Here is a 19,575-nt window from a genome sequence, read left to right as displayed (position 1 = left end):
CGGCCTCCGCCGCCTTCGCAAGGCGGCGGAGGCCGGCGACCAGCGGGCCTGCGCTCTGCTCGCGGATGTCCAGGCTGGGAAGATCTCCGTCAACGCCGCCGCGATCGAGATGGGCTTCCGGAAGAAGGCCGCCGGGGTGGAACGTGTCGAGATAGAAATGTGCAAAACTGGGCGCATATCTTTGCGCCGCTCCGCCCGCGAAATACGTAAAACCGAACCAGATCGCGTATGTAATGTTGATATGGTCTAACGGAGGGCTTCATTTACTCCAGCCGACGTGTATGCAGTGATACGCCATGCGCGCTTGGAGAATATCGTGGACAGCGTTTCATCCGACTATCAGCTCGATCATGTCGAACTCACTGCCGAAATCGTGTCGGCATATCTGTCGAACAATCGCATTCAACCCGCCGAAATCCCTGCTCTGATCGCGAGCGTGCATGCCGCGTTTGGTGGTCTAGGCCAGCCCGCTCAAGTCGAGGAACCGCCGGCCGACAAGCCGACGCCTGCCCAGATCCGCAAGAGCATCACACCAAATGGGTTGGTCTCCTTCATCGACGGCAAATCCTACCAGGTGCTGAGGCGGCACCTGACAAGGCATGGGCTCGATCCGGCCAGCTACCGGGTGCGCTACGGTCTGCCGCCCGACTATCCGACTACGGCACCGAACTACTCCGTCGCTCGCTCGGCGCTCGCTAAGGGCCTTGGGCTGGGTCGGAGGGCAACGGCGCCCGCTTCGGAAGCTGGGCCTGCCGAACCAGCTGCGAAAGCGTCCAAGGGTCGAGGCCGGGCGAAGAGGAACGCCGAGCCGGCCGAGTAGGACAGGCGGTTGGATCAGGTCGCAGGCGCCAGCGTTGTTTCCATACGGCGCTTGCGGCCCGCAGCAGTCGGCAGATGCACCCTTCGAAGGGGGGATGACCATGCGGAAGATCGAGCTGCGATCATCGCGCGACGGCACGCACGCCGTCGCACACGGTGAGGACGTTCTGGTCCAGGGCCTCAGCCAGGATGAGGCGGAGAACTACGCGGTGTTCATGAGGGCAGCGGCGCGGGCTAGGCGGCTCCACCGGTCGCCGACACGACAGTTCGGCTGAAAGGCCGGGCCGAGCCTCAGGGGGGGCATCAGCTCGGCCCGGCTGTAGTTCGGTCTCGCAACGATGTGGAGACCGGAGCGACGGCGCAGGCTAAGCACGTCTCCGTTCACGCGCTCAATCCGTAGTGTCCGCGCTTCAGGCGATCGCCCAGGCCACCGCGAACAACCCGGCGAAGAACAGGGCCGAGGTGCCCAGCACGGCAGCGACCTCTCGGTTTTGCCGGAGGAGGTTCTGTGCGACGGTCGTCATGGCGGCTGAACCGGCTAGGAGCGGGCTGAACCATAGCCTGATCTGTCCCGCCCGCGAGGGACGAAACAGCTGTACGCCCAAGGAAGCCGGTCCCTGCGGCGCGCCCGCAACGGTTAACGGTCCGTCAACGGACGAGCCTGATCCTGCTGTGACGGCACCTTGAACGACGGTGCAGCTTCACGTCACACGGGAGCAGCCCTTGGGCGCCTTCGTCTCCTACCTGCGCGTATCGACCGAGCGGCAAGGGCGCTCAGGGCTCGGCCTGGAGGCTCAGCGTAAGGCGGTAGCCGACTTCCTCGCCGGCGGCTCCTGGCGGCACGTCGCCGAGCTGGTTGAGGTCGAGAGCGGGGCGCGGGACGCGCGCCCTCGCCTCACTGAGGCCCTGGCGCTCTGCCGGCTCCACGGGGCCACGCTGGTGATCGCCAAGCTCGATCGGCTCTCGCGCGATGCCGCCTTCCTGCTCAACCTCCAGAAGGCCGGCGTGCGGTTCGTAGCGGCCGACATGCCGGAAGCGAACGAACTCGTCGTCGGCATCATGGCCGTGGTGGCGCAGGCCGAGCGCAAGATGATCTCCGCCCGGACCAAGGCTGCGCTGGCGGCTGCGAAGGCCAGGGGCGTGCGTCTGGGCAATCCTGCGAACCTGCGGAACCAACAGCTTGGCGCCGAGCGCGCGGCGGAGGCTCGGGCGCGCCGTAGCGCAGCCCGGGCCTCCGACCTCGCGCCGATCCTCCGTGATGTCGAGGCGGCCGGCGCGGCGTCGTTGCGGGAGAAGGCGGCAGCCCTCAACGCGCGCGGGATCCCGGCGCCTCGGGGCGGGGGATGGTCGGCGACGCAGGTCCGGCGCGTACAGGGAGCCGGTTCGACCGCCACACGGTAAGGGTCGAGCAAGATGGCCGGTCCATCAGGGCTGCATGGCTGCTTCCCCCGCACTCGTCCTTGTCTCTCCTCCGGATCTCCAGGCTTGGCGCGAAGGCGTCGAGCGCCTGAAGCCCACCGTTTCCCCCTGCCCAGGCATCGTCAGCGCGGTCTGGGTCCGCACCTACGGTCACATGCTCGCCTTCCTCGACCAGTTTGGGGCCCAGGCCGTGGATCTGGGCTGGCAAACGCATGAACTGTTCGGCGTTCATCCGCAGGCGGGCGTGCTACGGCCTGATCACTGCGGTGCTTTGGTCGTGGCTGATCGAGAGGTCCGCGGGATCAACGCGCAGACCATCTCCTTCGACCTGCTGACCTATCGCAGGGATAAGCCCGGTATGCCAAAGGGCGTGCCGATCTGGGCCTTCACGCGTTGAGTAGATAGGCGCGCATCAGAGCCCGCTTTGGAGTGCTCCGATGTTACGCCTTGTAGTTGTGCCCTCGGCTTTGCTTCTCCTTGTTGCGGCTGGACCTGCGCCTGGGGAGTCAAAGCCCGTCGGTGTTCAGCCAATCACCGGGAGCATCGATCCACCGCCTAAGACCATAAAGGGGTCGCTTGAGACGCGGCAGAAGGCTCAGAAGGCCTTCGAGGATCAAGGGAAGGCCTGGGACGCGAGAACGAAAAAGACGATGGGTGGCGTGTGCAGCGGCTGCTGAGCTTTCTTCCTGGTCCGTCTCATGGTGATCGGGATGAAGCTCGTAGCGTCACTGGCACATGCGACGAGGCAATCGACGCCCTGATCTCAATTTGGCGGCAGTGGCAGGCGCTATGGAATGGCGCGGGCGCAGCGTAGCCGAAGGGGTTCGTACAAGATGGCCCTGGGCTTGCGCCACAGCACCAGTCGCTCGCGTCACGCTCCGGCGTAGTCGGCCGATAGAGCACGTGGCGAGATTGGCTGAGCCTGGCAGTCGCAGCCTTGCGATAGATCAATCCGCGAACACTCAGCACGAAAAAGCCCGCCGCGGCGAACCGGGCGGGCGAAGGTGGGAGTCGAAGCCCAGCCCACACGGGTTAGGGTGGACCGAAGCATCGCCGTCTCGCAAAGGCGATCGACGGGGGGACAATACAGCCACGCTGCGCCCACGTCGCATCACATTCGGATCACCGAACCTGATGCGGGCGGAGCTATCGAACGCCGAGCGCGCCCGGAGCGTCGCGAGGCGGAAGGAGATCTACGAGACGCTGCACCCGGAGGCGAAGGCGGGAAGTGTCCGGGCGGCTGCTGCCAACAAGGCAATGGGCAGAGACGTTGGCGCCAAGTTGGCGCCAACGTTCAATGACGCGACCGCGAAGGCGACCGGACGGAGCAAGAGAGCCGTTCAGCGCGACGCGGCACGGGGCGAGAAGATCATCGCGCCGGCCCTCGCGCTCGTGGCGGGGACCGATCTCGACAAGGGCCGCTATCTCGACGAGCTGAAGAAGGTCCCTAAGCCGCCCTACGCAGATCGGCGATTTTGCAGAGCGTCTGGCGGCACAGCTCGTCGAGCCGCAATCGCAGGAGTGTCACATCGGCGCCGGTTCGGCACGCCTCCTCGATCTCACGGCAGAGGTTCGACAGGCTGACAAAGCCGAGCTGGCCAGCGGTCGAGATCGTTGCATGCGCGTCCCATGCAAGATCGTCTGGGCTGGTCGAGGCGAACCGCCTCCGGAGATCGGCGGCGAAGTGGGTGAGAAGACAGACGGTCTGATGCTCCCCGACCATGTCACGAATTTCGTTGAGGACGGCAGGGTTCACGGCCACCACCGTGGGCGGCTGATCAGAGGCGGCTGTGCTGCCACGATGATGGTTACTGCGCCGAGCGCGCCGGCGAGCATTACGAGGAAGGCGGCTGTCATCACGGAGCGTCAGACCCGCTGACAGCACCGGCAGCAGCGGCGCTCAGCGCCGCCGCCAGGACCGCAACAAGCGCCACCTCGATCATATTCAGGCCTGCCCGATTTTAGCGACGAGCCGGCCAAAACCCTCGCGGTAGGACATACGCTCGCCCTCGCACCACTCTACGAAGCGGTTGATGTCCGCGATGGCCGCGCGGAGGTTCAGCTGATCCGTAGGCTCGTCGACGGCCACCCGCCGCTTGCGGCGCATGGGCACCTCCCGGCTCTGGAACCCGAGCTTCTCGGCCACCCGGTCGATCTCGCGCGCAACGGTTTGGACGGGCGGCATTGGATCGGGCTGGATCTCGGCCAGCTTGCCGAAGCCGAAGGACGGTTTGGCGTTCATGCGGCGGCCCTCACGTTCAGGCTGCTGACCAGATCCACGATCTCGCTCGAAAGGCGCTCAGCGTTCTCAACGGCGGCCGGCAGGCCATTCACGAGAGTCGGATCAAGCTCGGCCAACGCGCACCGGTAGGTGAACATCGACTTGTAGGCGGCCCGCTCGTTGAGGTGCGTCGTGAGGACGGGGATGCCGGCCCCACGCAGCTCGTCGATGATCATCTTCTCGTTCCGCGTGGGGATCGCCGGCGAGGTTCGGGTGAACAGGACCCGGAAAGGGATTGCCCGTCCGACAACCTGCTCCTCCTCCTGAACCAAGCTCACAGCCCGCGCGGCCTGGGCGGCATCAACGGCCGAAGCCTGCATGGGGATCAGCACCAGGTCCGAACGCATGATGGCACGGGAGACCATCCGGCTCGCCGTGCCCTCAAGGTCGACCACAACGAACTGCCGCCCTGCCCGCTCGGCATCGATCGTTGAAACGATCTGGCTCTCGCTGATGTCGGCGAGCACCTTCATGCCCGTCCGGCTCTCGCCGCGGGACCACGCCGCGATTGGGCGGTTCGGGTCGCAGTCGAGGAGTGTGACGCTGGCGCCGTGCGCGGCGAGCGTCGTGCCCAGAACCAGCGCCGTCGTCGATTTCCCTGCCCCGCCCTTGGGGTTGGCCACTGCTATGACCGGCATGCGGATCGTCCCCTGCCGAATGATCGAAGGCATCAGGGTATGGATGGCGAGGTTAGCGAACCGTTAATTCCCTGCCCGACCCTAGGGGCGCCCCCTGAACCGTTCCATCCCGTACTGGGCGCGCGCAGAGGGGATGCCTCGATAGCAGCGGGGAGCACAGGCTATGCAATGATAGCTAGCGCTAGCGAGGATACGGGAGCCTCCTGGAGCAGGACCTATCAGCCACGCACGAAGGTGTCTGACTGCCGGCTTGGTAGCGGAGGGTGTTGCCATGCCGCGTTCGTCACCGCAAAGTCACGGTTAACGGCGGCTCCTCCCGAGTCGTCGATCAGAGGAGGGCGGAAGCCCAGAAACACGAAACCCGCCACGAGGGCGGGTTCGCACCCGGCCGGAACCGGGAAGATCATCGATCTGAGCAATCATGATCCTCCTGAAATCCGAGCCTCCCGTCAAGCCGAAAACGCGTGTTTTTGGCGACGGCGGAGCTTTGCCCAGTGCGCCCGCGCCCCTGCGGCTGGTCTCGCGACCAGGAGTGCGGAGCTTTGTTTGCATTCGAGATGCGGGCGGCCGTCGAGGCGGCACCGCGGGATAGGCTGCCGGAGCTAACGGCGGCCTTATGGAAGGCGTTCGGCGCCGGGGCGGTGACGGAGGCCGAAGCCGAGGAGCTGTCCGGCCTGATCGAGGCGAGAAAGGTCGTCGGATCGGTAGGGGCGCAAAAACAGCCGACGATGGCCGCTGGCGGCGTTCAGCAGCTCGGCAGCGCTTTGCCTCGCCGGACCGGCTCTCGCCCGCGTACTGACGCCTCAATGGAGCGGCGGCGGCGGTGGGCGGCTTCAGGCCGCCTCCCGCCGCAGCTGGCCGCGCTGTTCACCCTGGCGGAGCAGGCGGTGCTGGCCGTCGTAGCCGTCGAGACGACGAAGCGGGGCGACTGCCGGCTCTTCCACGAGCACATCGCGGCCCTGGCCGGGGTGAGCCGGTCGACGGTGCGGGCGACCCTACGCCGGGCCCGGGATCTCGGGGTTATCACGGTCGAGGAGCGCCGCTCGTCGGCTTGGCGCAACCTGTCGAGCATCGTCCGGATCGTCAGCTGCGAGTGGCAAGCCTGGAACCGTCTTGTCCGCCGGTCCGAAGGGCAGGGGGGAGGTGCTATTTCCCCGGCCACCACGAATACCAAGGTTCCTAGTTCGGGCTCGAATCGGTCAGCGGAGCCGTCGCGAAGAGCTGCCGGAGGGCAGGGTCGGGCTCGCGCGGCGGGTCAGCGAGATTCGCAGGCGGGTCCGTCGCGGGCGGGGCGAGCCATGCGATAGGCGCACGCGCCCGGACGGTATGACGAACGCAGGTGCCTTCGCCCCGTCATCGGGCTTGGATATGAGCGGTCCCGTAACCGCCAGCCATAGGAGGGCTCAATGACCTGCCCCCAGGCACAGACTGTCTCCGACTGGACTGCCAAGGGCTATCGTGGCCTGCGCATCATGCGCTGCCCCGACTGCCGCAGCGGCACATATCGAACCTGGGACGAGCTGAACGCCGTCGCGGACGAGCCGGTGATCGACGTGGCTCACCGGATGCGCTGCTGCGACTGCGGACAGACGCCGGCGGGGCTGGCGGTCGTCACCTATCGCGACAGTGCAGACGCCTCGATGCCCAAGCTCACGTCCTAATAGGCAAGCTGTGGTGCCCCTCAGCGATAGGGCTAAAAAGACGTGGACGTAGCAACATCGGGATGGGGTTATCCGCAGACGAATTGCTGCTGAGTTCGTAAGGATCTTGAGGATTGGTTTCGCGGGGCTGGCCATGCCTGGAGAACGGATCTTGCGTAGCCGCCTCAGTTGCGGGCAAAGCATCTATATTGATGACCTTGATGTATTCGGCACCATTATCGCGCTTTGGCCCATAGAAGGCGGCTCAGAAGCGAAGATCCGTCTTGAGGATCAGCCGGGTTCCCGACCCAACATCGTCCAGCGGACCATCTATCAGGGTGCAGCAAAAGAGACCGACTAGATCTCAACGGAGGTCAGGGAGGTACGAAAAAGCCCGCCGCGGCGGGTGCCGGGCGGGCTGAAGGTGCCTTGAAACGAGAGCGCACAGGAAGGGCACGGAATGTGCGCGCAGGCCCGTCGATCCGCGTCAGAAGATCGACCCGCGCATGGTATCTGGAATGCCAGAACGCGCCACCTGCTCTGATGACGTTCAGGGCCGTTCGAAACTCTCTGTCCCGTCAGCCCTACTCGTCGGCACCGTCACGGCCGCTGCCCATCTGGCGAGCCCGCTCTTCCAGGTCTGTGGCCGCGTCGCCGTACAGCTCGAACCGGCGGCGATGCATGGCCCGCTTCTCGTCGCTCTTGACGTGCTTGACCTTCTCGCTCGACCACGCAGCCTTCTCGCGAAACTTGGCGGCAAGCTTGGCCACGTGTGCCGCGATCTTGGCGCTTGTAGCGTCCGCATCGGCTTTGAGCTTCTGGTCGTCGGGTTGCTTGGGCATGGCTCGTCCTGGCAGTAGAGCCGGGGCCTCTAGCACGCTGCCCGCCGCAGTGTGTGACACCAGGCTCCGCGTCGAATACCGAAGGTGCGAGCCGGACAACACGGATGGGTGGCACGACCCGGGTCGTCCGGCCCGCTGCCGATCTCGATGAGGGAAAGCGCACCGATATCGACGCCTGACGCTAACATGCAGGCTCCAGCTTGGCCGTGCGGCATCCTGTGTCGCGCGTGTCGCCCGGGGTCTTGCGTACCGCACCTAGCTCCGCCGATTGAGGACGAGAGCGGCCAGCCGGCGAACGGATCTATTTCGAGCCAGGCCCGGGTGTCGTTGCCGGCTTCATGTGGAAGCGCCCCCGGTCGCCTGTGACAGCCTCGGCTAGCCCATCGATCGCGTCTAGGATGGCCCCTGTCGCCTTGTACACGTCACTCTGGATTGGGGCTTGGCTCAGCACGTCGATGCAGCGGGAGCGCCAGCGGCCAGCTTCCTCCAGGAAGCGGATCTCCTGCTCTGGGACGAACACTCGCCGCCTGCTCATTGCCGCCCCTGCATCCTTTGGGAACGGATGCAGAACATAGGGTGCGCATGGGAGTTGGCTAGCGTGGCCGGAGCATAGAAATTATGACTGCCCTATCAGATCCGTCGTCGGAGATAATTCATGACTGAATTGTAGATTAGCATTCTAAGGGTTTGTTATGTTCGTATAGATTGTTAATATTGCGCGCTCTCATGGCCCCCTGCTTCCTGCCAAAAGCAAGCAAGCTGATTTCCAAGAAGGCGCCCGAGCAACTGCTCCATCTTTGAAAGATCGAGTTGGTTTTCAGCCCATGCCGCGTCCGCAGCATCAAGGGCTTCGAAATATGGCTGCCGGTTGTCTACAATCTGATCCGGGATCGTTGGCGTACCGGGTAAAACCGCTTTAGCCCGAATTGAGAGTACCACGTATGAAACAATTCGTGATGTTCTACCGTTTCCATCTGCGAATGGATGAATCCAATTGAGTCGCCACATAATATAAGATGCTAAATGTAGCGGTGTCGCTGAGTTCCAATTATCATTCACGTAATCGCACATATCTTCAATATGCGCGGGAACGAGATGTGCCTCGGGCGGGGCGTGCTTGCTTCCACTAATTTCTACGCCGCCAGGTCGGAAATTACCGGCGTACATGCTGATCCCGCGCAAAGCCTCACGATGTAAGGCCAAGATTAGAGATAGCCGCAGCCTGAATTGACCCCCGCGATCCAGGGCTTCTTGAACGGTGCCAATGCCGGCATCGTATTGACGGAGGCCGTTCCGAGCCTCGGCCTCCGCCCGCTCCTGTGGATCCGTAATGAGGTCCGGTTCGAGTGCGCGGCTATCGCGCTTCTCAGGCCCCACGGTGGTCATTCTGCTCCTTCGCGAGTTCGTCGGCTTGGCGGTCCACCATCTCGCGAGTGATCAGTCGGTTCTCGAAATGCGTGTTGCCATAGGCAAAACTCCGGCGCTGCTCCTCGCGATGCTCGGGCGAGGGCTGGGCGTGCTGCGCTGCCTCTAAAAGCTGCTTCAGTGCGTCTGTCATGGCCTGACCTCGATAACCCTTGCCCTCGATCTCTCCAGCCCAGCCGGGCTGTGACACCGCGAGGGCAGAGACGATACAACTCCGGGCTACGTGCTTCGTAGCCCTTCTCGCTAACTTATGGACAGCCAAATTTAAGCGAGCGCTTTGCGCTGTCGCCGATGTGTCCTGGCTGCCACCTGCTGTCTAAACGTAGAGCTGCTTACCGTAGAAAGCAGCTTGCCTAAGAGAGATCTGCGAAGCTGTTTCGTGCTTCTCAGGTATCTCGCATGTCCATCTGCGACCGGGGCTTCTTCTCGACCTTCGTGTCCGAGAACAGGTCGTCCATCGAGGCCCGCGCCCGCGCGCCGGCTGGGAAGCCGTCGAGCGTGATGTGCAGGCTCCCCTTGCCGCCTCGGGCGGACGGGGCGCTCTCGCCGTAGATGCGGTTCATCAAGGCATCGCCGGCCCGCTTGCCCGAGCCAGGGACCTCGATGTCCGTATCCTTCAGGCGCGACATGCCCTGGCCGCGGGAGCCGCCGGCCTCGCCAACTGTGATGGCCTCGGGTCCGGCGCGTAGGGCGTTCCGGACCGCGCCCGAGCGCCGGTTGATGAACTGCGGCGCCTCGAACTCGCCCGTGATGGTGTTGGTGTCCCGGTCGAGGTCGCCGGTTCCTTCGCCCATCAGGATCCGGCGGGTCTTTCGGTAGCCGCCGGTCATCGCCTCATGGGTCATGTAGCGCATTTGCCCCTCGGCCGAGTTCCGGGCGTAGCCGTTGGCTTCGAGCCACCGGACCATCGCGCTACGGCGAGCGCCGCGGTAGTTCCCCCAGCCTTTCGGATCGCGGGCGCCATAGATCCCATAGCCCGTACCGCCATCGTGGACCTTGTTCGGGTCGAGGCCGCTCTCCATCGTCGCCTGCCCGACGAGATGGGCCGCGGCCGTCCGGAGCTGGCTCTCGGGGACGCCCTCGCGACGGAGCTGGTCCATCGCGTAAGCCATCATTTGCCCGGTCCGGGCCGCGCGGGCATTGCCGCGCCCCGTCCCGCGCGGGGTCGGGACGTCGGCTGCGGATCCGCCGCCCGGGTTGCCCCCAGGCAAACCCGGGCCGCCCGGTGCGCCAGGGCTGCCGCCGCCTCCGAGAACGCCGCCAAATCCACCACCAGCCCCGCCAAGCCCGCCGGAGTACCCACCGAGCGGTCCGCCGCCGAAGCCGCCCCAGGCCGCCTTCTGGATCAGAGACCCGCTGCCGGCGGGGCCGGCGAAGCTCATCGGGATTGCCGAGACGGAGCCGCCGACGCCCTCGCGGACCTTCTTAAGCTCCTCGGTGAGGTTCCGGATCTCTTTCTCCAGGCCGAGGATCCGGTCGCCGTTCTTCGCCGGGCCGCCCCCGGCCTCGCTCGCCAGGAAGTCCCGCTTTGCCTGGGCGCGCTTCAGGCGCTCATCGAGGCTGCCCGTCATGGCCTCCTCGTTGCCGCGGATGCCGTTCCGGTCGCCGGCTTCGATCCCCTTCTCGATCGCACCGAGCAACGGGCCGATGAATTTCAGCTTGGCGCGCTCGGCGGCCTCACTGATCCGGCTCATGCTGTTCTGGAACTTCTTCGCCGCTTCCTCGGTCTCGGCGCTCATGTGGCCGACCGACTCGGACACGCTCTTGAACGTATCCTTGATCGATCCAGTGAGGTTGCTCGCGATCAGGCCGATGTCGTCGGTGCCGAACAGCATCCGGGAGACGCGGCGGCGGACCTCGGCGTCGGGGATGTTGCGCAAGCCCTCCATGCCGCGCTCTATCGCCTGCTGCATCGTCTTGCTGCTGGCAAGGTCCTCGGCGAGCTTGGCGAGGTTCATGCCCTGGAGCTGAACGTAGGTCTCCCCGTGGCGCTTGATCTCGAACATCTGACCGGCGAAGTTCTTCGCCGAGCCTGCCATCGTGTCCGCGGCGACGCCGAAGCGCTGGCCCAGAGCCTCGAAGGTGCGGAGCTGGTCGACGGTCAGGCCGATGTCCTTCGACATCAGGGACAGATCGCGGGTCTTCCGCGAGAAGTCGCCGAGCGCGTTCGCTGCCCCTGTGATGCCCAGCCCGACGCCGATGCCGGCCACGCCCAGGCCGGACAGGACAGGGGTCACGCCGCGCAGCACGCCCTCGAACTTGCCGACGCCCTGCTGGAGCCCGTTCCAATCCTTCTGCATCGCGCCGAGATGCGTCTTCGTCGAGTCGGCGACCTCGGCGATCCCGCGGCGGAGCTTGCCCAGCGGGCCGGTGAAGCGGTCCTCGACAGAAGCGACAAGGCGAAGTGGATCGTCAGCCATGTGGGTCCTCGGCGGTGAATGGACTTCGTTTCCCCGCCCGGTCCGCGTGGTCGAAAAATGATGTTCTACGCTCTGTGGCTTTAACTTGCCGGTAGGAGAGTCGGCGAAGCGAAACCTGGAAAAATATTCTACCGCTAGCCGGTTATCGCAATCGTGCGTGACCGTCGTCCCGGGGTATAGGTATAAGAACCTACCCCCCGCCCCCCTACCCCTACTGCCCGCGCTCCCGGTCGGCTTGAGGCCGCCGGGCCCGCTCGGTCGATCACTCGTGGTCGGGTTAATCCCCCAGCCATCAATGCCGGGCTGCGCTCGCCGCCGGACGAAGCGCGAGGGTGACGAGATCAAAGGCGCCGGCGAGCGTCCGCAGATCGGCGGCCGTTAGCTCGAACCCGTCGTTGAGCGCCCAGCACGCCACCGCGCCAGACGGCATCGCCGCCAACGCAGGATGGTCCGCGGCGTCTGCGAGCGAGGTCGTCGCCGAAACGATGGCGCGCATGGCGGCGAGGAGAGCCGGATCAATCGAGGCGTCGGTCATCCCCGTAGATCCTTTCCGAGGGCGCGGCGCGCCATCCGGGCGCCTTTCTTGAGGTCGGCCAGCTCCTGCGCGCGGGCGGCCTCCTCGGCTGCTCGGGCCTGCGCGGCAGGGGCGGCCGGACCGAGGCAGGCGAGGAGCCGCTCCGCCTCGCTCTGCTGCCGCTTCGGAACTGGCTTCCCGGCGATCCGGGCCCATTGGGCCTCAGCTTGGTCGAACTCGCGTTCCTCGGGCGTCCGGCGATCGGGCTTGGTCTGCCCGCTTCGCCCCTTCGCGCCGCGGGCTGAGCGGATCTGGGATCCGGCATCGGCCGGAACGGGGACCGCGGAGATCTCCAGCGGCTCCCAATCGGTGACCGTCACCAGCGGGACGCTGCCCTCCCGCTCCTCTGTGCGGCTGCCGTGGACCCAGTAGCCCACGCTGACGTTCCGGATCACGCCCTCGCGGATCTTCTGGACCGTGTCGGCAACGTCCCGGGCGCGGGACAATTGCACCGTGCACAAGCCCTTGGCGCCCTCAATCCGGGCCGAGCCGCGCACGACGGAGCCGATGACCCTGGCACATTCGGTCGTATCGTGGGCGTCGACGAATGGCGCCCCCGCGTTGAGGCGGTCGAGGCGGACGGCAGCCGGGGCGAGGCACAGGGCCTCATCGAACTCGTCCCCCGTCCACGGATCGAAGCGTCGGACGGCGGCGCCGGTCGTCCAGACGATCTCGACGGTGTTGGCGTCGACGTCGTACGAGGCCGAGCGCAGGCGGGCGGCGCGGGTGCGGACGGGCGCGGCGCTCATCGGCCAGCCCTCGCGCGCGGGCTGGCGCCGCGGTCGTCCGGATGGATGTTGCCCAATTGCCGGTGGTCGGTGAACGCGGGCGGTGGCGGCGGCGCGAGGTAGACCGGCGTCGGCGACCAGAACGGGGCGTCGCCGAACGCGACGCCCGGCAGCGACACGAGCCGATCGATCCCGACATGGGGAATTGCCCGCACGGCCTCGATCGGTACCTCTTCCTTGTCGACCTGCTTCTCCCACTCGTCGCGCCGCTCAACGGGGGCGAGGACCGAACGTCGCCCGTCTTTTCGATTGATCCAGACGTGCCGCTTGATCTGGGTCTTGCTCGCTGGGATCGCCTCCCGGCCCCGGGACGGCTCAAAATCTGTCCCGATCGGCTTGGCGCCCTCCGGGAGCCGCCCGTTGGCGGCTTCGATCTGCGAGCGCAGTTCGCCCGCGCGGAGCAGGAGGGCGACCATCTCGCGGGCGAGGCGCGGGTAGTCGTCGTGAAATAGCTTGTAGGCCTCGTCGTACCCCTGACGCGCCCCGTCGTAGGCCTTGCGGCGGGCGGTCTGCTCTGCGGCGTAATCCTCGGCTTGCTTTGCGCTGTCGTGCTCGGCCTTGAGCCTCGCCCGCTTCGCGTCGTCGACCTCTCCCTCGATCCGCGAACGGCGGATGCGGGCATCTAGCGCCTCCACCCCATCGATATCGGCGGCATCGATCAGCGCCGGACGCTGCGCTTCGAGCGCGCCGAGCGCCTTGGCGCGCTCGGCCGCTGCGGCGTCGAGGACCGCGATCTCGCTGGCGATCAGAGCGGCTGTCCGACTGACTGTCTTTCGAGGCTTCATGTGTATCTCTCAATAATAGGTGCGACCCGCTCTAAACTTGACCCGTCGATGATCTGATTGCGGAGCCAGGAGCTTAGATTTTCGCTGTTCGACGGGGTCGCAGGCGCCGTCAAAGCCCGCTCCGCGATCAGTATTGGCGCCAGCAGGCGCCGAATTCTATTGGGTGTCAGCCTCGTCAGGTAGCTCGGCGAGGACCTCGCCGCCGAAGCGAGCGAGGATGGCATCGGCCTCGGCGGCGTCGAGCGTCACCTCCGCGCCGGGCGGCAGCATCACCAGGACCGGGGTGCCGTCCTCGTTTCGCAGACCATTCGAAGTTCCGACCGTTATAGTCGTGACGATCTTCTTCCTCATCGGGATCTCCGGTTCAGTATCGATCGGCCTGATGGGGCATGGACTAGGCCGTCAACGACCAGTTGCGCCGCGACAGCGCGGCGCAGATATTCCGCGACCGGCACGCCTTGCTGACGTGCAGCGCGGCGAACAGCGGCGGCTACTGCCGGTGGCAGTGCCGTCGCCATCCTGTCGGAGTAGAAGATCGGGGCCGTGCTGATCATGCTTCGATCATGCACGATCGGACTGTCCGTGTCGTCCAGCAAAAACTGCAAGAAGGTTTGCTTTAAAGATGCGAAAGCTGCACGGATCTCACTTCGTAGACAGCAGATAATCCCGGAGGGCCCGGCGGGATACTTGCCACCGCCCGCCGACCTTGCGCCCAATGCCCTGTTCCGCGCACCACCGGGCGACCGTGGTTTCGCGCACCCGTGCCACCGCCGCAGCACCCTTGAGCGACGTCACATCCGGGTTGCGAAGCGCCGCAGCGATTTCATGCTCCAGGTCCGCGGCCTGCTCATCCTCATCGGGATCGAGGAGGCGACGGCCGAGGACGGTCTCGGCCGCGGCCGTGAACTCGGCCAGGCTTAGCCCGGGCCAGACCACGTTCACGGCCCCGACGACCGCCAGGGGGCGAGCCGCGAGCAAGTCCCGGTGTCGTCGCAACTGGCGGATCAGGTCGTGCTGGCGATCTCGCTCGTCAGAAGGGGGACGCATCGTCGTCCTCCTCGACTGGGTACGGCGATGGTCTGTCGCCGCAGTAGACCGCAATCCAGAAGGCATTCTCCTGCAGCTCCGCCAAGCGGTGGAGGCGGCTGTTCGCCCAGGTCAGCTCGAGTCGCTGCCGCCGTACGATCTCTAGGAACTCGGATGGCGCCGGCGGCCACTTCATCGTCCGAAGCACGACGACGACCGCCTTGGCGACGACGTAGGCCGAGAAGCGCTCCGGGGCATCGTCGGCCACGTAGGTGAGGGCGTCGGCGTACGTTTCGCTATCAGCAGCGCGGAGGGTTGGGTAGGAGTCCAACATCAGCGCCACGAGCAGCATGATTTGCGGGATCGTGGCCTTCTTCTCTAGCGCATCCGCGAATGTTGGAACCCAACGGTCCAGCAGCTCCGAAGCGGGAAGCTGGCGCAGCCGGCGTAGCGCCTCATCGCGGCTTTGCCGGTATGCATCCTCGTTCAGCGGCTCCCAAAGATCGAACTGGCGCCAGAACGCGTCGCCCCTCGCTTCAAAGGCTCGGCGGGCGCCCTCGACCGGCTCAAGGATAGGCCGCAGGGCGTCGCGCAGGCGGTTCGGTGCCTGCGGCGGAGAGGTCGGGCGAATGGGTGGCGCCGATGGTCTATCGTTTCCTGCAGGTGGTCGGAATGGTGCCGAACCAAGATCCAGGTCGGGTGCCGGCCTCGGCTTCGTGGCATGAGCGGACCTCATTGTCCCACCCCAGCAATACGATCGACCGCGCGCTGAAGGGCCGATCGCGGCCGGGGCGAACCACCCGCGCCCGGATAGGGCACAACGTTCGATGCAGTAGGTTCGGGCTCGTCAGCCCAGCAGCCTGCCCGCAGCCAAGTCGCGGGATGCTTGGTGAAGGTTGGATCCTGTCCGGCTCGAACTCCGGCATAGCGGGCCGCGCCCTCGATCAACTCGGCAGCGGATGCCCGATCCTTCTTCAGGATGGACGCGAACTCGCGTTGCGCGGCTGCCTTAGCGACGCGCCTTGGGTAGGTCGACCAGAATGTCTCGAACGCATCCGGATGGGGTTGGGTCGGAAGGGTCGCAAGCGAAGTCTGCGGCCTCGCGTCCTGAGAAACCTGAGTGCCCATGCCAGGGCGGGAGATAGATATCTCTTCAGGTAGGTCTTCATGTAGGTTCTTTAATATAGGTTGGGGGCACGTACGTTGCCCCTTAGCGCAACCAAATTGACCCCTTAAGGCAACAGGAATGACCCCTTCGTCGCTTTCGATGGGGTCAATCTCGTTGTCCCTTTCGACATCTATGGGGTCAATCTCGTTGCCCCTCTCAGTGGCCCTCGGGACCATTCGATAGCGGTTCGGATCGCGCGGACCTGACCCGTTGACCTCGACTTCAAGATAGCCCAGCTCTGCGAGCTGCCGGAGCGAGTTCTTCAGGCCGTTCCGCGTGACGCCGAGGATCCCGGCAAGCGTCTTCTGCGACGGCCAAGCATCGCCGGTTGTCCGGTTGAAGTGGTCGGCCAGCACGAACGCGGTCCGGAAGGCTTGCGCTGTGAGCCTCAAATCCTTCGAGGCTTGCTGTAGCCAGATTGCTCGCTGGCGCGTGAATGCGTCAGCCATGACTCACCTCCTCCGACAGGAGGCGAAGCACATCTAGGTCCAGGGAAAATTGAGGACGCGTGCGATTTTCTGTTTCCGGTTCGCGACCGGATTTGGTATGAGACATGTGCTCACCTTTGATGAGGGACCAGAGCTTCAGAAGGCGTTCCCGTTGCAGCGGGGGCGCCTTCATCTGTTTTAGGCATTAGGCGGCTACGGCGTTTACTTGCTGCAAGTAGGCGGCGATCCCGGCGCGTGGGTACCAATACCGGCCGCCGACCCGGATCCAGGCCGGTCCCACTCGTGCCGCACGCCAGCATCGAAGTGTCTTTCCAGTGACCGACAGTAGCGGGCCGACTTGAGCCGCCGGGAGGTGAGTTTCGGCAATGGGGCGGGGAGTCGTGTCCATCTCGTGACCTCCTTCTGGGGAACTAAACGCGAACAAGCGCTTGTACCCCGAAAGCGAACGGGCCGAAACCTTTCCGCGCCGATATCCCCCGAATGGAACGCGCCGGGACATAGAACATCCGGCGTCCGGACTCTCTAGAGCCAATCTAGGAAGCGGGAAAAAGACAGCGCTGACCGGGTTGAAGACCCTGGGTGGTGCGGGAAATTCTCAAATTTTTCCGCACGCTGCTGTTGAATGCCGGCGCCTCGGCGGGCGCCGGTCCTTGGGAGTCAGAAGGCGAGCGTCTGCGACGCATACAGGGAAGCGAGGATCGAGCGCCGTGCGGCTGCCCAGTCGTCGAGCCGGGCCGGGTCTTCCTGCACCAGGGGCAGCCACAGCATGTCGGTGTCGTTGAGATCCTGGACGAGCTGCCGGTGCTGTTCCCGCGTGATGTTCACGGGCGGCGGGTTCGGGTCCGTCGGGGGCGTGACCTGCACACCGTCGGGCGTGACCCACCAGCTTGTTCCGAGCAGATTGTACGTCGAGGAGTGGGCCTCCAAGACAGGTCGGCGCGCCGCGAGCCACGTTGCTTCATCGGCTTCCTTTGGGGCCGCCAGGGCATCGAAGGCGGCATCAAGCTCGCTGAGCAGGGCGCTAAGGCGATCGAACTCGTCGCGATCGTACAGGACGACTTGAACGAGGTCCCGGCAATAGGTCCACCCGCTGGCCGCAGAGCGGGAAAGGCACGGAATGGGGTTCCCTACCGTGAGACATTCGGCAATGACTTGGGGATCCATCTGATCTCTCCAGGATCGGGTGGCTAGGGGCGTCGGTTGCGCCGCAATCGCGGCCGACGCCCTGAATATAAATCCACTTCTGACGGCTCCGCAATTGTAATTTGCGGTCCAGAAACGCGCGAAAATCTCTGATGTAAGACCGAAATAGTCCCGCAATATTGCGGGAAATCCTGAATTACTTCCCGCACGTTCTGGCTATGGCGCAAACTGACTGCGCGGGAAAATCCCGCACCGGGCGAGGAGGCGACTGAGGTCGTGCGCGAGGCGGCATACATCCTGCACTCGGCCGGCGCCAACGCGACCCACGGCCTGCGCCGCTCCAACGCCGACAAGCGCCGAGCAGTCATGCTGCTCCTCGAAGATCCGGAATGGAGTGCGTGGAACGATAGCGAAATCGCCCGGCGATGCGTTGTCGATCACAAGACGGTCGCCCGTTTGCGGTCGGACCATCTTGGGAAATCCCAAGATGGTCCCCGCATCGTCGCTCGCGGCGGCAAGGTCTATGAGATGGACACCGCCCGGATCGGCCGGAAGGCGGCCGAGGCGCCTGAAGCGGCTCGCTTAAGGCGAGCGACTTCCTTCGCAGTCACGAGTTCACCCGCGGCGACCCGGCGCTCGACCTCCTCGCGGACTTCCTCAGGCGTCGAGGGGGCGGCAAGCTCGTAGAGGGCGGACGGGGCTAAATTGCCCAAGTTGGGAAGTTTGGAGCCGTACTGTCCTGCGACCGCCATGAAGCGGCCCGCAGCGCTCGAACTCATCCCGAACTCTGCCGAGAGCCAGGGCAGGAACTCGCCGTGGTTCAGCCGCTCCTTCACCCGCAGGAGTGCCCGGCCGATCTCGATAACGTCATCGGCAATCCTGCTTCAATAACTCGGCATTTTCACCGCTCACCCGATGCTTGTGATGGCGAGCCTTGGAACGAGATGTGCTCGCAGCGATTGCCGCTCTGGACTACTGAGCCGGAGCTTACCCAATGAGCCGCCTTCCTCGCATTGCAACGACCGTTGTCGCACTCTCGCTGGCTCTCCCGGCGATCATGGCGCCGTCGGCCTGGGCACGCTCCTCAAGCGCCTCCCGCACGCTCAGGACCGTCGACACCGACAACGATGGCACCGTCGACGTGAAGGAGGCTCAGGCCGCCGCGGAGGCCGTGTTCGACAAGCGGGACAAGGACAAGGATGGCTCGGTCGACACCAGCGAGTTGCAGGGCCGCGTCAGCCGCAAGGATCTGAAGGCCGCCGACGGCGACAATGACGGCACGCTCGACAAGAAGGAGTTCCTCGCCTTGGTCGAACAGCGCTTCAAGGCGGCGGATCCGGACAACGATGGGAAGCTCGACGATAAGGAGCTCAAATCCAAGGCCGGGATGAGCCTGATGCAGTTGCTGAAGTAGGACCGAAACAGCTGCTCCAGCGATAGAGCGACGCGAACCCCGCACCCGTAGGGCGGCGGGGTTGTTGCCTTTCGGAGGTCGACCCAAGTCGAGCGGACCGAACGGTCTGACCTGATCGAGCGTTGAGTGTGCCCAAGCCGGAAGGGCGACGAGGCACAGGCAATGTGGAGTTGGCGGAGCATGGATCGGGCGCCGCGGGACGGTCGCTGGATCATCGCCATACATCGGACGGAGCCAGACCGCCGGGCCATCATCCGGTGGGATCCGGAAGCCTCTAGGGACAGCCAGCCCTGGCGGGTCGCCTCCTGTGATCACGGCTACGCGTCGGAGGCTTTTACCGACTGGATGTCGTTCCCGCCTTGGCCTGTGACAGGCGGCGAGGAAGCACGGGTCGAACCTGCGGCAGCTTCGTGACTGCAGCCGCTCACAATGAGCAGCTCCTGACCCGGCTCGGCAAGCCGCTGATGTGAAAGACTAGGGCTGCCTACCATTCGCATGCCGTGAGTAAGTCGAGACCCGGTACCCGCACGGCATCGGCGGGACCGTCGAGCTGGTCCGCGAACTCTGCGTCCGTGATCCGAAGATGCTGGTGGCGTTCGACAAGGCAGTTCAGCAGGAGCACGGCGGCGACCGGCGATCCGCCGCGGCGATCAACGTGAACAATGTACACGTTGATGCCCTTGCTCGCCCCGCCGGCAATAGCGCCCAGGCCGGCCTCCGCCGCCTTCGCAAGGCGGCGGCTGC

General features: G+C 65.2%; 24 protein-coding genes and 1 pseudogene. 8 read left to right on the top strand and 17 right to left on the bottom strand.

What is annotated here, in order from left to right:
- The 4 genes from ACS5RC_RS25985 to ACS5RC_RS25970 all read left to right on the top strand — a co-directional run.
- Positions 1-250: hypothetical protein (locus ACS5RC_RS25985; RefSeq protein ID WP_478346823.1), on the top strand; the 250-nt coding region annotated here is incomplete at its 5' end.
- Between the two features lie 66 nt (positions 251-316).
- Positions 317-820 carry a Ros/MucR family transcriptional regulator gene (locus ACS5RC_RS25980; protein WP_478346822.1) on the top strand — a complete coding sequence of 168 codons (504 nt, stop codon included), beginning with the start codon at positions 317-319 and terminating at the stop codon, positions 818-820.
- A gap of 722 nt (positions 821-1,542) precedes the next feature.
- Positions 1,543-2,220, top strand: a complete 678-nt coding sequence (locus tag ACS5RC_RS25975; RefSeq protein ID WP_478346821.1) for a recombinase family protein — start codon at positions 1,543-1,545, stop codon at positions 2,218-2,220.
- A 34-nt stretch (positions 2,221-2,254) separates the two neighbouring features.
- Positions 2,255-2,635 carry a hypothetical protein gene (locus ACS5RC_RS25970; protein ID WP_478346820.1) on the top strand — a complete coding sequence of 127 codons (381 nt, stop codon included), beginning with the start codon at positions 2,255-2,257 and terminating at the stop codon, positions 2,633-2,635.
- A gap of 1,050 nt (positions 2,636-3,685) precedes the next feature.
- Here the strand turns inward: ACS5RC_RS25970 and ACS5RC_RS25965 are convergent.
- The 3 genes from ACS5RC_RS25965 to ACS5RC_RS25955 form a co-directional block, all read right to left on the bottom strand.
- On the bottom strand, positions 3,686-3,994 hold the full coding sequence (locus tag ACS5RC_RS25965) for a hypothetical protein (RefSeq protein WP_478346819.1): 309 nt from the start codon (positions 3,992-3,994) through the stop codon (positions 3,686-3,688).
- A 189-nt stretch (positions 3,995-4,183) separates the two neighbouring features.
- Positions 4,184-4,480, bottom strand: coding sequence for a hypothetical protein (locus tag ACS5RC_RS25960; protein WP_478346818.1), 297 nt, complete (start codon positions 4,478-4,480; stop codon positions 4,184-4,186).
- Positions 4,477-5,157: a ParA family protein gene (locus ACS5RC_RS25955; RefSeq protein ID WP_478346817.1), complete on the bottom strand. Its 681-nt coding sequence runs from the start codon at positions 5,155-5,157 to the stop codon at positions 4,477-4,479. The genes ACS5RC_RS25960 and ACS5RC_RS25955 overlap by 4 nt, the downstream gene beginning before the upstream one ends.
- Positions 5,158-6,563: 1,406 nt before the next feature.
- Between ACS5RC_RS25955 and ACS5RC_RS25950 the strand changes: the two genes are divergently transcribed.
- Together ACS5RC_RS25950 and ACS5RC_RS25945 are read left to right on the top strand one after the other, a co-directional pair.
- The gene (locus ACS5RC_RS25950; RefSeq protein ID WP_478346816.1) at positions 6,564-6,818 is read left to right on the top strand and encodes a hypothetical protein; all 255 of its coding nucleotides are present in this window, start codon (positions 6,564-6,566) and stop codon (positions 6,816-6,818) included.
- A 151-nt stretch (positions 6,819-6,969) separates the two neighbouring features.
- Positions 6,970-7,158 carry a hypothetical protein gene (locus tag ACS5RC_RS25945; RefSeq protein WP_478346815.1) on the top strand — a complete coding sequence of 63 codons (189 nt, stop codon included), beginning with the start codon at positions 6,970-6,972 and terminating at the stop codon, positions 7,156-7,158.
- A 223-nt stretch (positions 7,159-7,381) separates the two neighbouring features.
- Here ACS5RC_RS25945 and ACS5RC_RS25940 read toward each other — a convergent pair whose 3' ends face one another.
- The 12 genes from ACS5RC_RS25940 to ACS5RC_RS25885 all read right to left on the bottom strand — a co-directional run bounded on the left by ACS5RC_RS25940 (position 7,382) and on the right by ACS5RC_RS25885 (position 17,438).
- A complete protein-coding gene (locus ACS5RC_RS25940) occupies positions 7,382-7,639 on the bottom strand; it encodes a hypothetical protein (protein ID WP_478346814.1) in 258 nt (85 codons plus the stop codon).
- A 708-nt stretch (positions 7,640-8,347) separates the two neighbouring features.
- Positions 8,348-9,025, bottom strand: a complete 678-nt coding sequence (locus tag ACS5RC_RS25935) for a Fic family protein (protein WP_478346813.1) — start codon at positions 9,023-9,025, stop codon at positions 8,348-8,350.
- A complete protein-coding gene (locus ACS5RC_RS25930; protein WP_478346812.1) occupies positions 9,006-9,197 on the bottom strand; it encodes a hypothetical protein in 192 nt (63 codons plus the stop codon). Before ACS5RC_RS25930 ends, ACS5RC_RS25935 begins: the two co-directional genes overlap by 20 nt.
- 253 nt (positions 9,198-9,450) lie before the next feature.
- A complete protein-coding gene (locus tag ACS5RC_RS25925) occupies positions 9,451-11,484 on the bottom strand; it encodes a phage tail tip lysozyme (RefSeq protein WP_478346811.1) in 2,034 nt (677 codons plus the stop codon).
- Positions 11,485-11,776: 292 nt separating this feature from the next.
- Positions 11,777-12,019, bottom strand: coding sequence for a hypothetical protein (locus tag ACS5RC_RS25920; RefSeq protein ID WP_478346810.1), 243 nt, complete (start codon positions 12,017-12,019; stop codon positions 11,777-11,779).
- A complete protein-coding gene (locus ACS5RC_RS25915; RefSeq protein ID WP_478346809.1) occupies positions 12,016-12,807 on the bottom strand; it encodes an HK97 family phage prohead protease in 792 nt (263 codons plus the stop codon). Before ACS5RC_RS25915 ends, ACS5RC_RS25920 begins: the two co-directional genes overlap by 4 nt.
- Positions 12,804-13,631, bottom strand: a complete 828-nt coding sequence (locus ACS5RC_RS25910) for a hypothetical protein (RefSeq protein ID WP_478346808.1) — start codon at positions 13,629-13,631, stop codon at positions 12,804-12,806. The genes ACS5RC_RS25915 and ACS5RC_RS25910 overlap by 4 nt, the downstream gene beginning before the upstream one ends.
- 156 nt (positions 13,632-13,787) lie before the next feature.
- Positions 13,788-13,982: a hypothetical protein gene (locus ACS5RC_RS25905; RefSeq protein WP_478346807.1), complete on the bottom strand. Its 195-nt coding sequence runs from the start codon at positions 13,980-13,982 to the stop codon at positions 13,788-13,790.
- A 291-nt stretch (positions 13,983-14,273) separates the two neighbouring features.
- The gene (locus ACS5RC_RS25900) at positions 14,274-14,678 is read right to left on the bottom strand and encodes a helix-turn-helix domain-containing protein (protein WP_478346806.1); all 405 of its coding nucleotides are present in this window, start codon (positions 14,676-14,678) and stop codon (positions 14,274-14,276) included.
- Positions 14,662-15,009, bottom strand: a complete 348-nt coding sequence (locus tag ACS5RC_RS25895) for a hypothetical protein (RefSeq protein WP_478346805.1) — start codon at positions 15,007-15,009, stop codon at positions 14,662-14,664. Before ACS5RC_RS25895 ends, ACS5RC_RS25900 begins: the two co-directional genes overlap by 17 nt.
- Before the next feature lie 380 nt (positions 15,010-15,389).
- Positions 15,390-16,274 carry a helix-turn-helix domain-containing protein gene (locus ACS5RC_RS25890; RefSeq protein WP_478346804.1) on the bottom strand — a complete coding sequence of 295 codons (885 nt, stop codon included), beginning with the start codon at positions 16,272-16,274 and terminating at the stop codon, positions 15,390-15,392.
- Between the two features lie 657 nt (positions 16,275-16,931).
- A complete protein-coding gene (locus ACS5RC_RS25885) occupies positions 16,932-17,438 on the bottom strand; it encodes a hypothetical protein (protein ID WP_478346803.1) in 507 nt (168 codons plus the stop codon).
- 255 nt (positions 17,439-17,693) lie between these two features.
- Between ACS5RC_RS25885 and ACS5RC_RS25880 the strand changes: the two genes are divergently transcribed.
- Positions 17,694-18,104: a hypothetical protein gene (locus tag ACS5RC_RS25880; protein WP_478346802.1), complete on the top strand. Its 411-nt coding sequence runs from the start codon at positions 17,694-17,696 to the stop codon at positions 18,102-18,104.
- Between the two features lie 38 nt (positions 18,105-18,142).
- On the opposite strand, the pseudogene ACS5RC_RS25875 reads toward ACS5RC_RS25880, so the two are convergent.
- Positions 18,143-18,274 (bottom strand): annotated as a pseudogene (locus ACS5RC_RS25875) (DUF3102 domain-containing protein); the annotation flags it as partial.
- Positions 18,275-18,411: 137 nt separating this feature from the next.
- Between ACS5RC_RS25875 and ACS5RC_RS25870 the strand changes: the two are divergent.
- On the top strand, positions 18,412-18,831 hold the full coding sequence (locus ACS5RC_RS25870) for an EF-hand domain-containing protein (RefSeq protein WP_478346801.1): 420 nt from the start codon (positions 18,412-18,414) through the stop codon (positions 18,829-18,831).
- Positions 18,832-19,315: 484 nt separating this feature from the next.
- Here ACS5RC_RS25870 and ACS5RC_RS25865 read toward each other — a convergent pair.
- A partial coding sequence (locus tag ACS5RC_RS25865) for a hypothetical protein (protein ID WP_478346800.1) occupies positions 19,316-19,575 on the bottom strand: 260 nt, incomplete at its 5' end.

The organism is Methylobacterium sp. HJ2, from assembly GCF_056431005.1.
Note: the sequence above shows the minus strand (reverse complement) of the source record. Positions and strands in the feature narration are given on the sequence as shown.

Bases quoted from the DNA above. Each gene is read 5' to 3' on its own strand.
- ACS5RC_RS25935 (WP_478346813.1), bottom strand. From the start codon at position 9,025: ATGACCACCGTGGGGCCTGAGAAGCGCGATAGCCGCGCACTCGAACCG.
- ACS5RC_RS25960 (WP_478346818.1), bottom strand. From the start codon at position 4,480: ATGAACGCCAAACCGTCCTTCGGCTTCGGCAAGCTGGCCGAGATCCAG.
- ACS5RC_RS25950 (WP_478346816.1), top strand. From the start codon at position 6,564: ATGACCTGCCCCCAGGCACAGACTGTCTCCGACTGGACTGCCAAGGGC.
- ACS5RC_RS25900 (WP_478346806.1), bottom strand. From the start codon at position 14,678: ATGCGTCCCCCTTCTGACGAGCGAGATCGCCAGCACGACCTGATCCGC.
- ACS5RC_RS25905 (WP_478346807.1), bottom strand. From the start codon at position 13,982: ATGAGGAAGAAGATCGTCACGACTATAACGGTCGGAACTTCGAATGGT.
- ACS5RC_RS25955 (WP_478346817.1), bottom strand. From the start codon at position 5,157: ATGCCGGTCATAGCAGTGGCCAACCCCAAGGGCGGGGCAGGGAAATCG.
- ACS5RC_RS25925 (WP_478346811.1), bottom strand. From the start codon at position 11,484: ATGGCTGACGATCCACTTCGCCTTGTCGCTTCTGTCGAGGACCGCTTC.
- ACS5RC_RS25885 (WP_478346803.1), bottom strand. From the start codon at position 17,438: ATGGATCCCCAAGTCATTGCCGAATGTCTCACGGTAGGGAACCCCATT.
- ACS5RC_RS25940 (WP_478346814.1), bottom strand. From the start codon at position 7,639: ATGCCCAAGCAACCCGACGACCAGAAGCTCAAAGCCGATGCGGACGCT.
- ACS5RC_RS25910 (WP_478346808.1), bottom strand. From the start codon at position 13,631: ATGAAGCCTCGAAAGACAGTCAGTCGGACAGCCGCTCTGATCGCCAGC.
- ACS5RC_RS25920 (WP_478346810.1), bottom strand. From the start codon at position 12,019: ATGACCGACGCCTCGATTGATCCGGCTCTCCTCGCCGCCATGCGCGCC.
- ACS5RC_RS25895 (WP_478346805.1), bottom strand. From the start codon at position 15,009: ATGCTGCTCGTGGCGCTGATGTTGGACTCCTACCCAACCCTCCGCGCT.
- ACS5RC_RS25890 (WP_478346804.1), bottom strand. From the start codon at position 16,274: ATGGCTGACGCATTCACGCGCCAGCGAGCAATCTGGCTACAGCAAGCC.
- ACS5RC_RS25915 (WP_478346809.1), bottom strand. From the start codon at position 12,807: ATGAGCGCCGCGCCCGTCCGCACCCGCGCCGCCCGCCTGCGCTCGGCC.
- ACS5RC_RS25930 (WP_478346812.1), bottom strand. From the start codon at position 9,197: ATGACAGACGCACTGAAGCAGCTTTTAGAGGCAGCGCAGCACGCCCAG.
- ACS5RC_RS25970 (WP_478346820.1), top strand. From the start codon at position 2,255: ATGGCTGCTTCCCCCGCACTCGTCCTTGTCTCTCCTCCGGATCTCCAG.
- ACS5RC_RS25870 (WP_478346801.1), top strand. From the start codon at position 18,412: ATGAGCCGCCTTCCTCGCATTGCAACGACCGTTGTCGCACTCTCGCTG.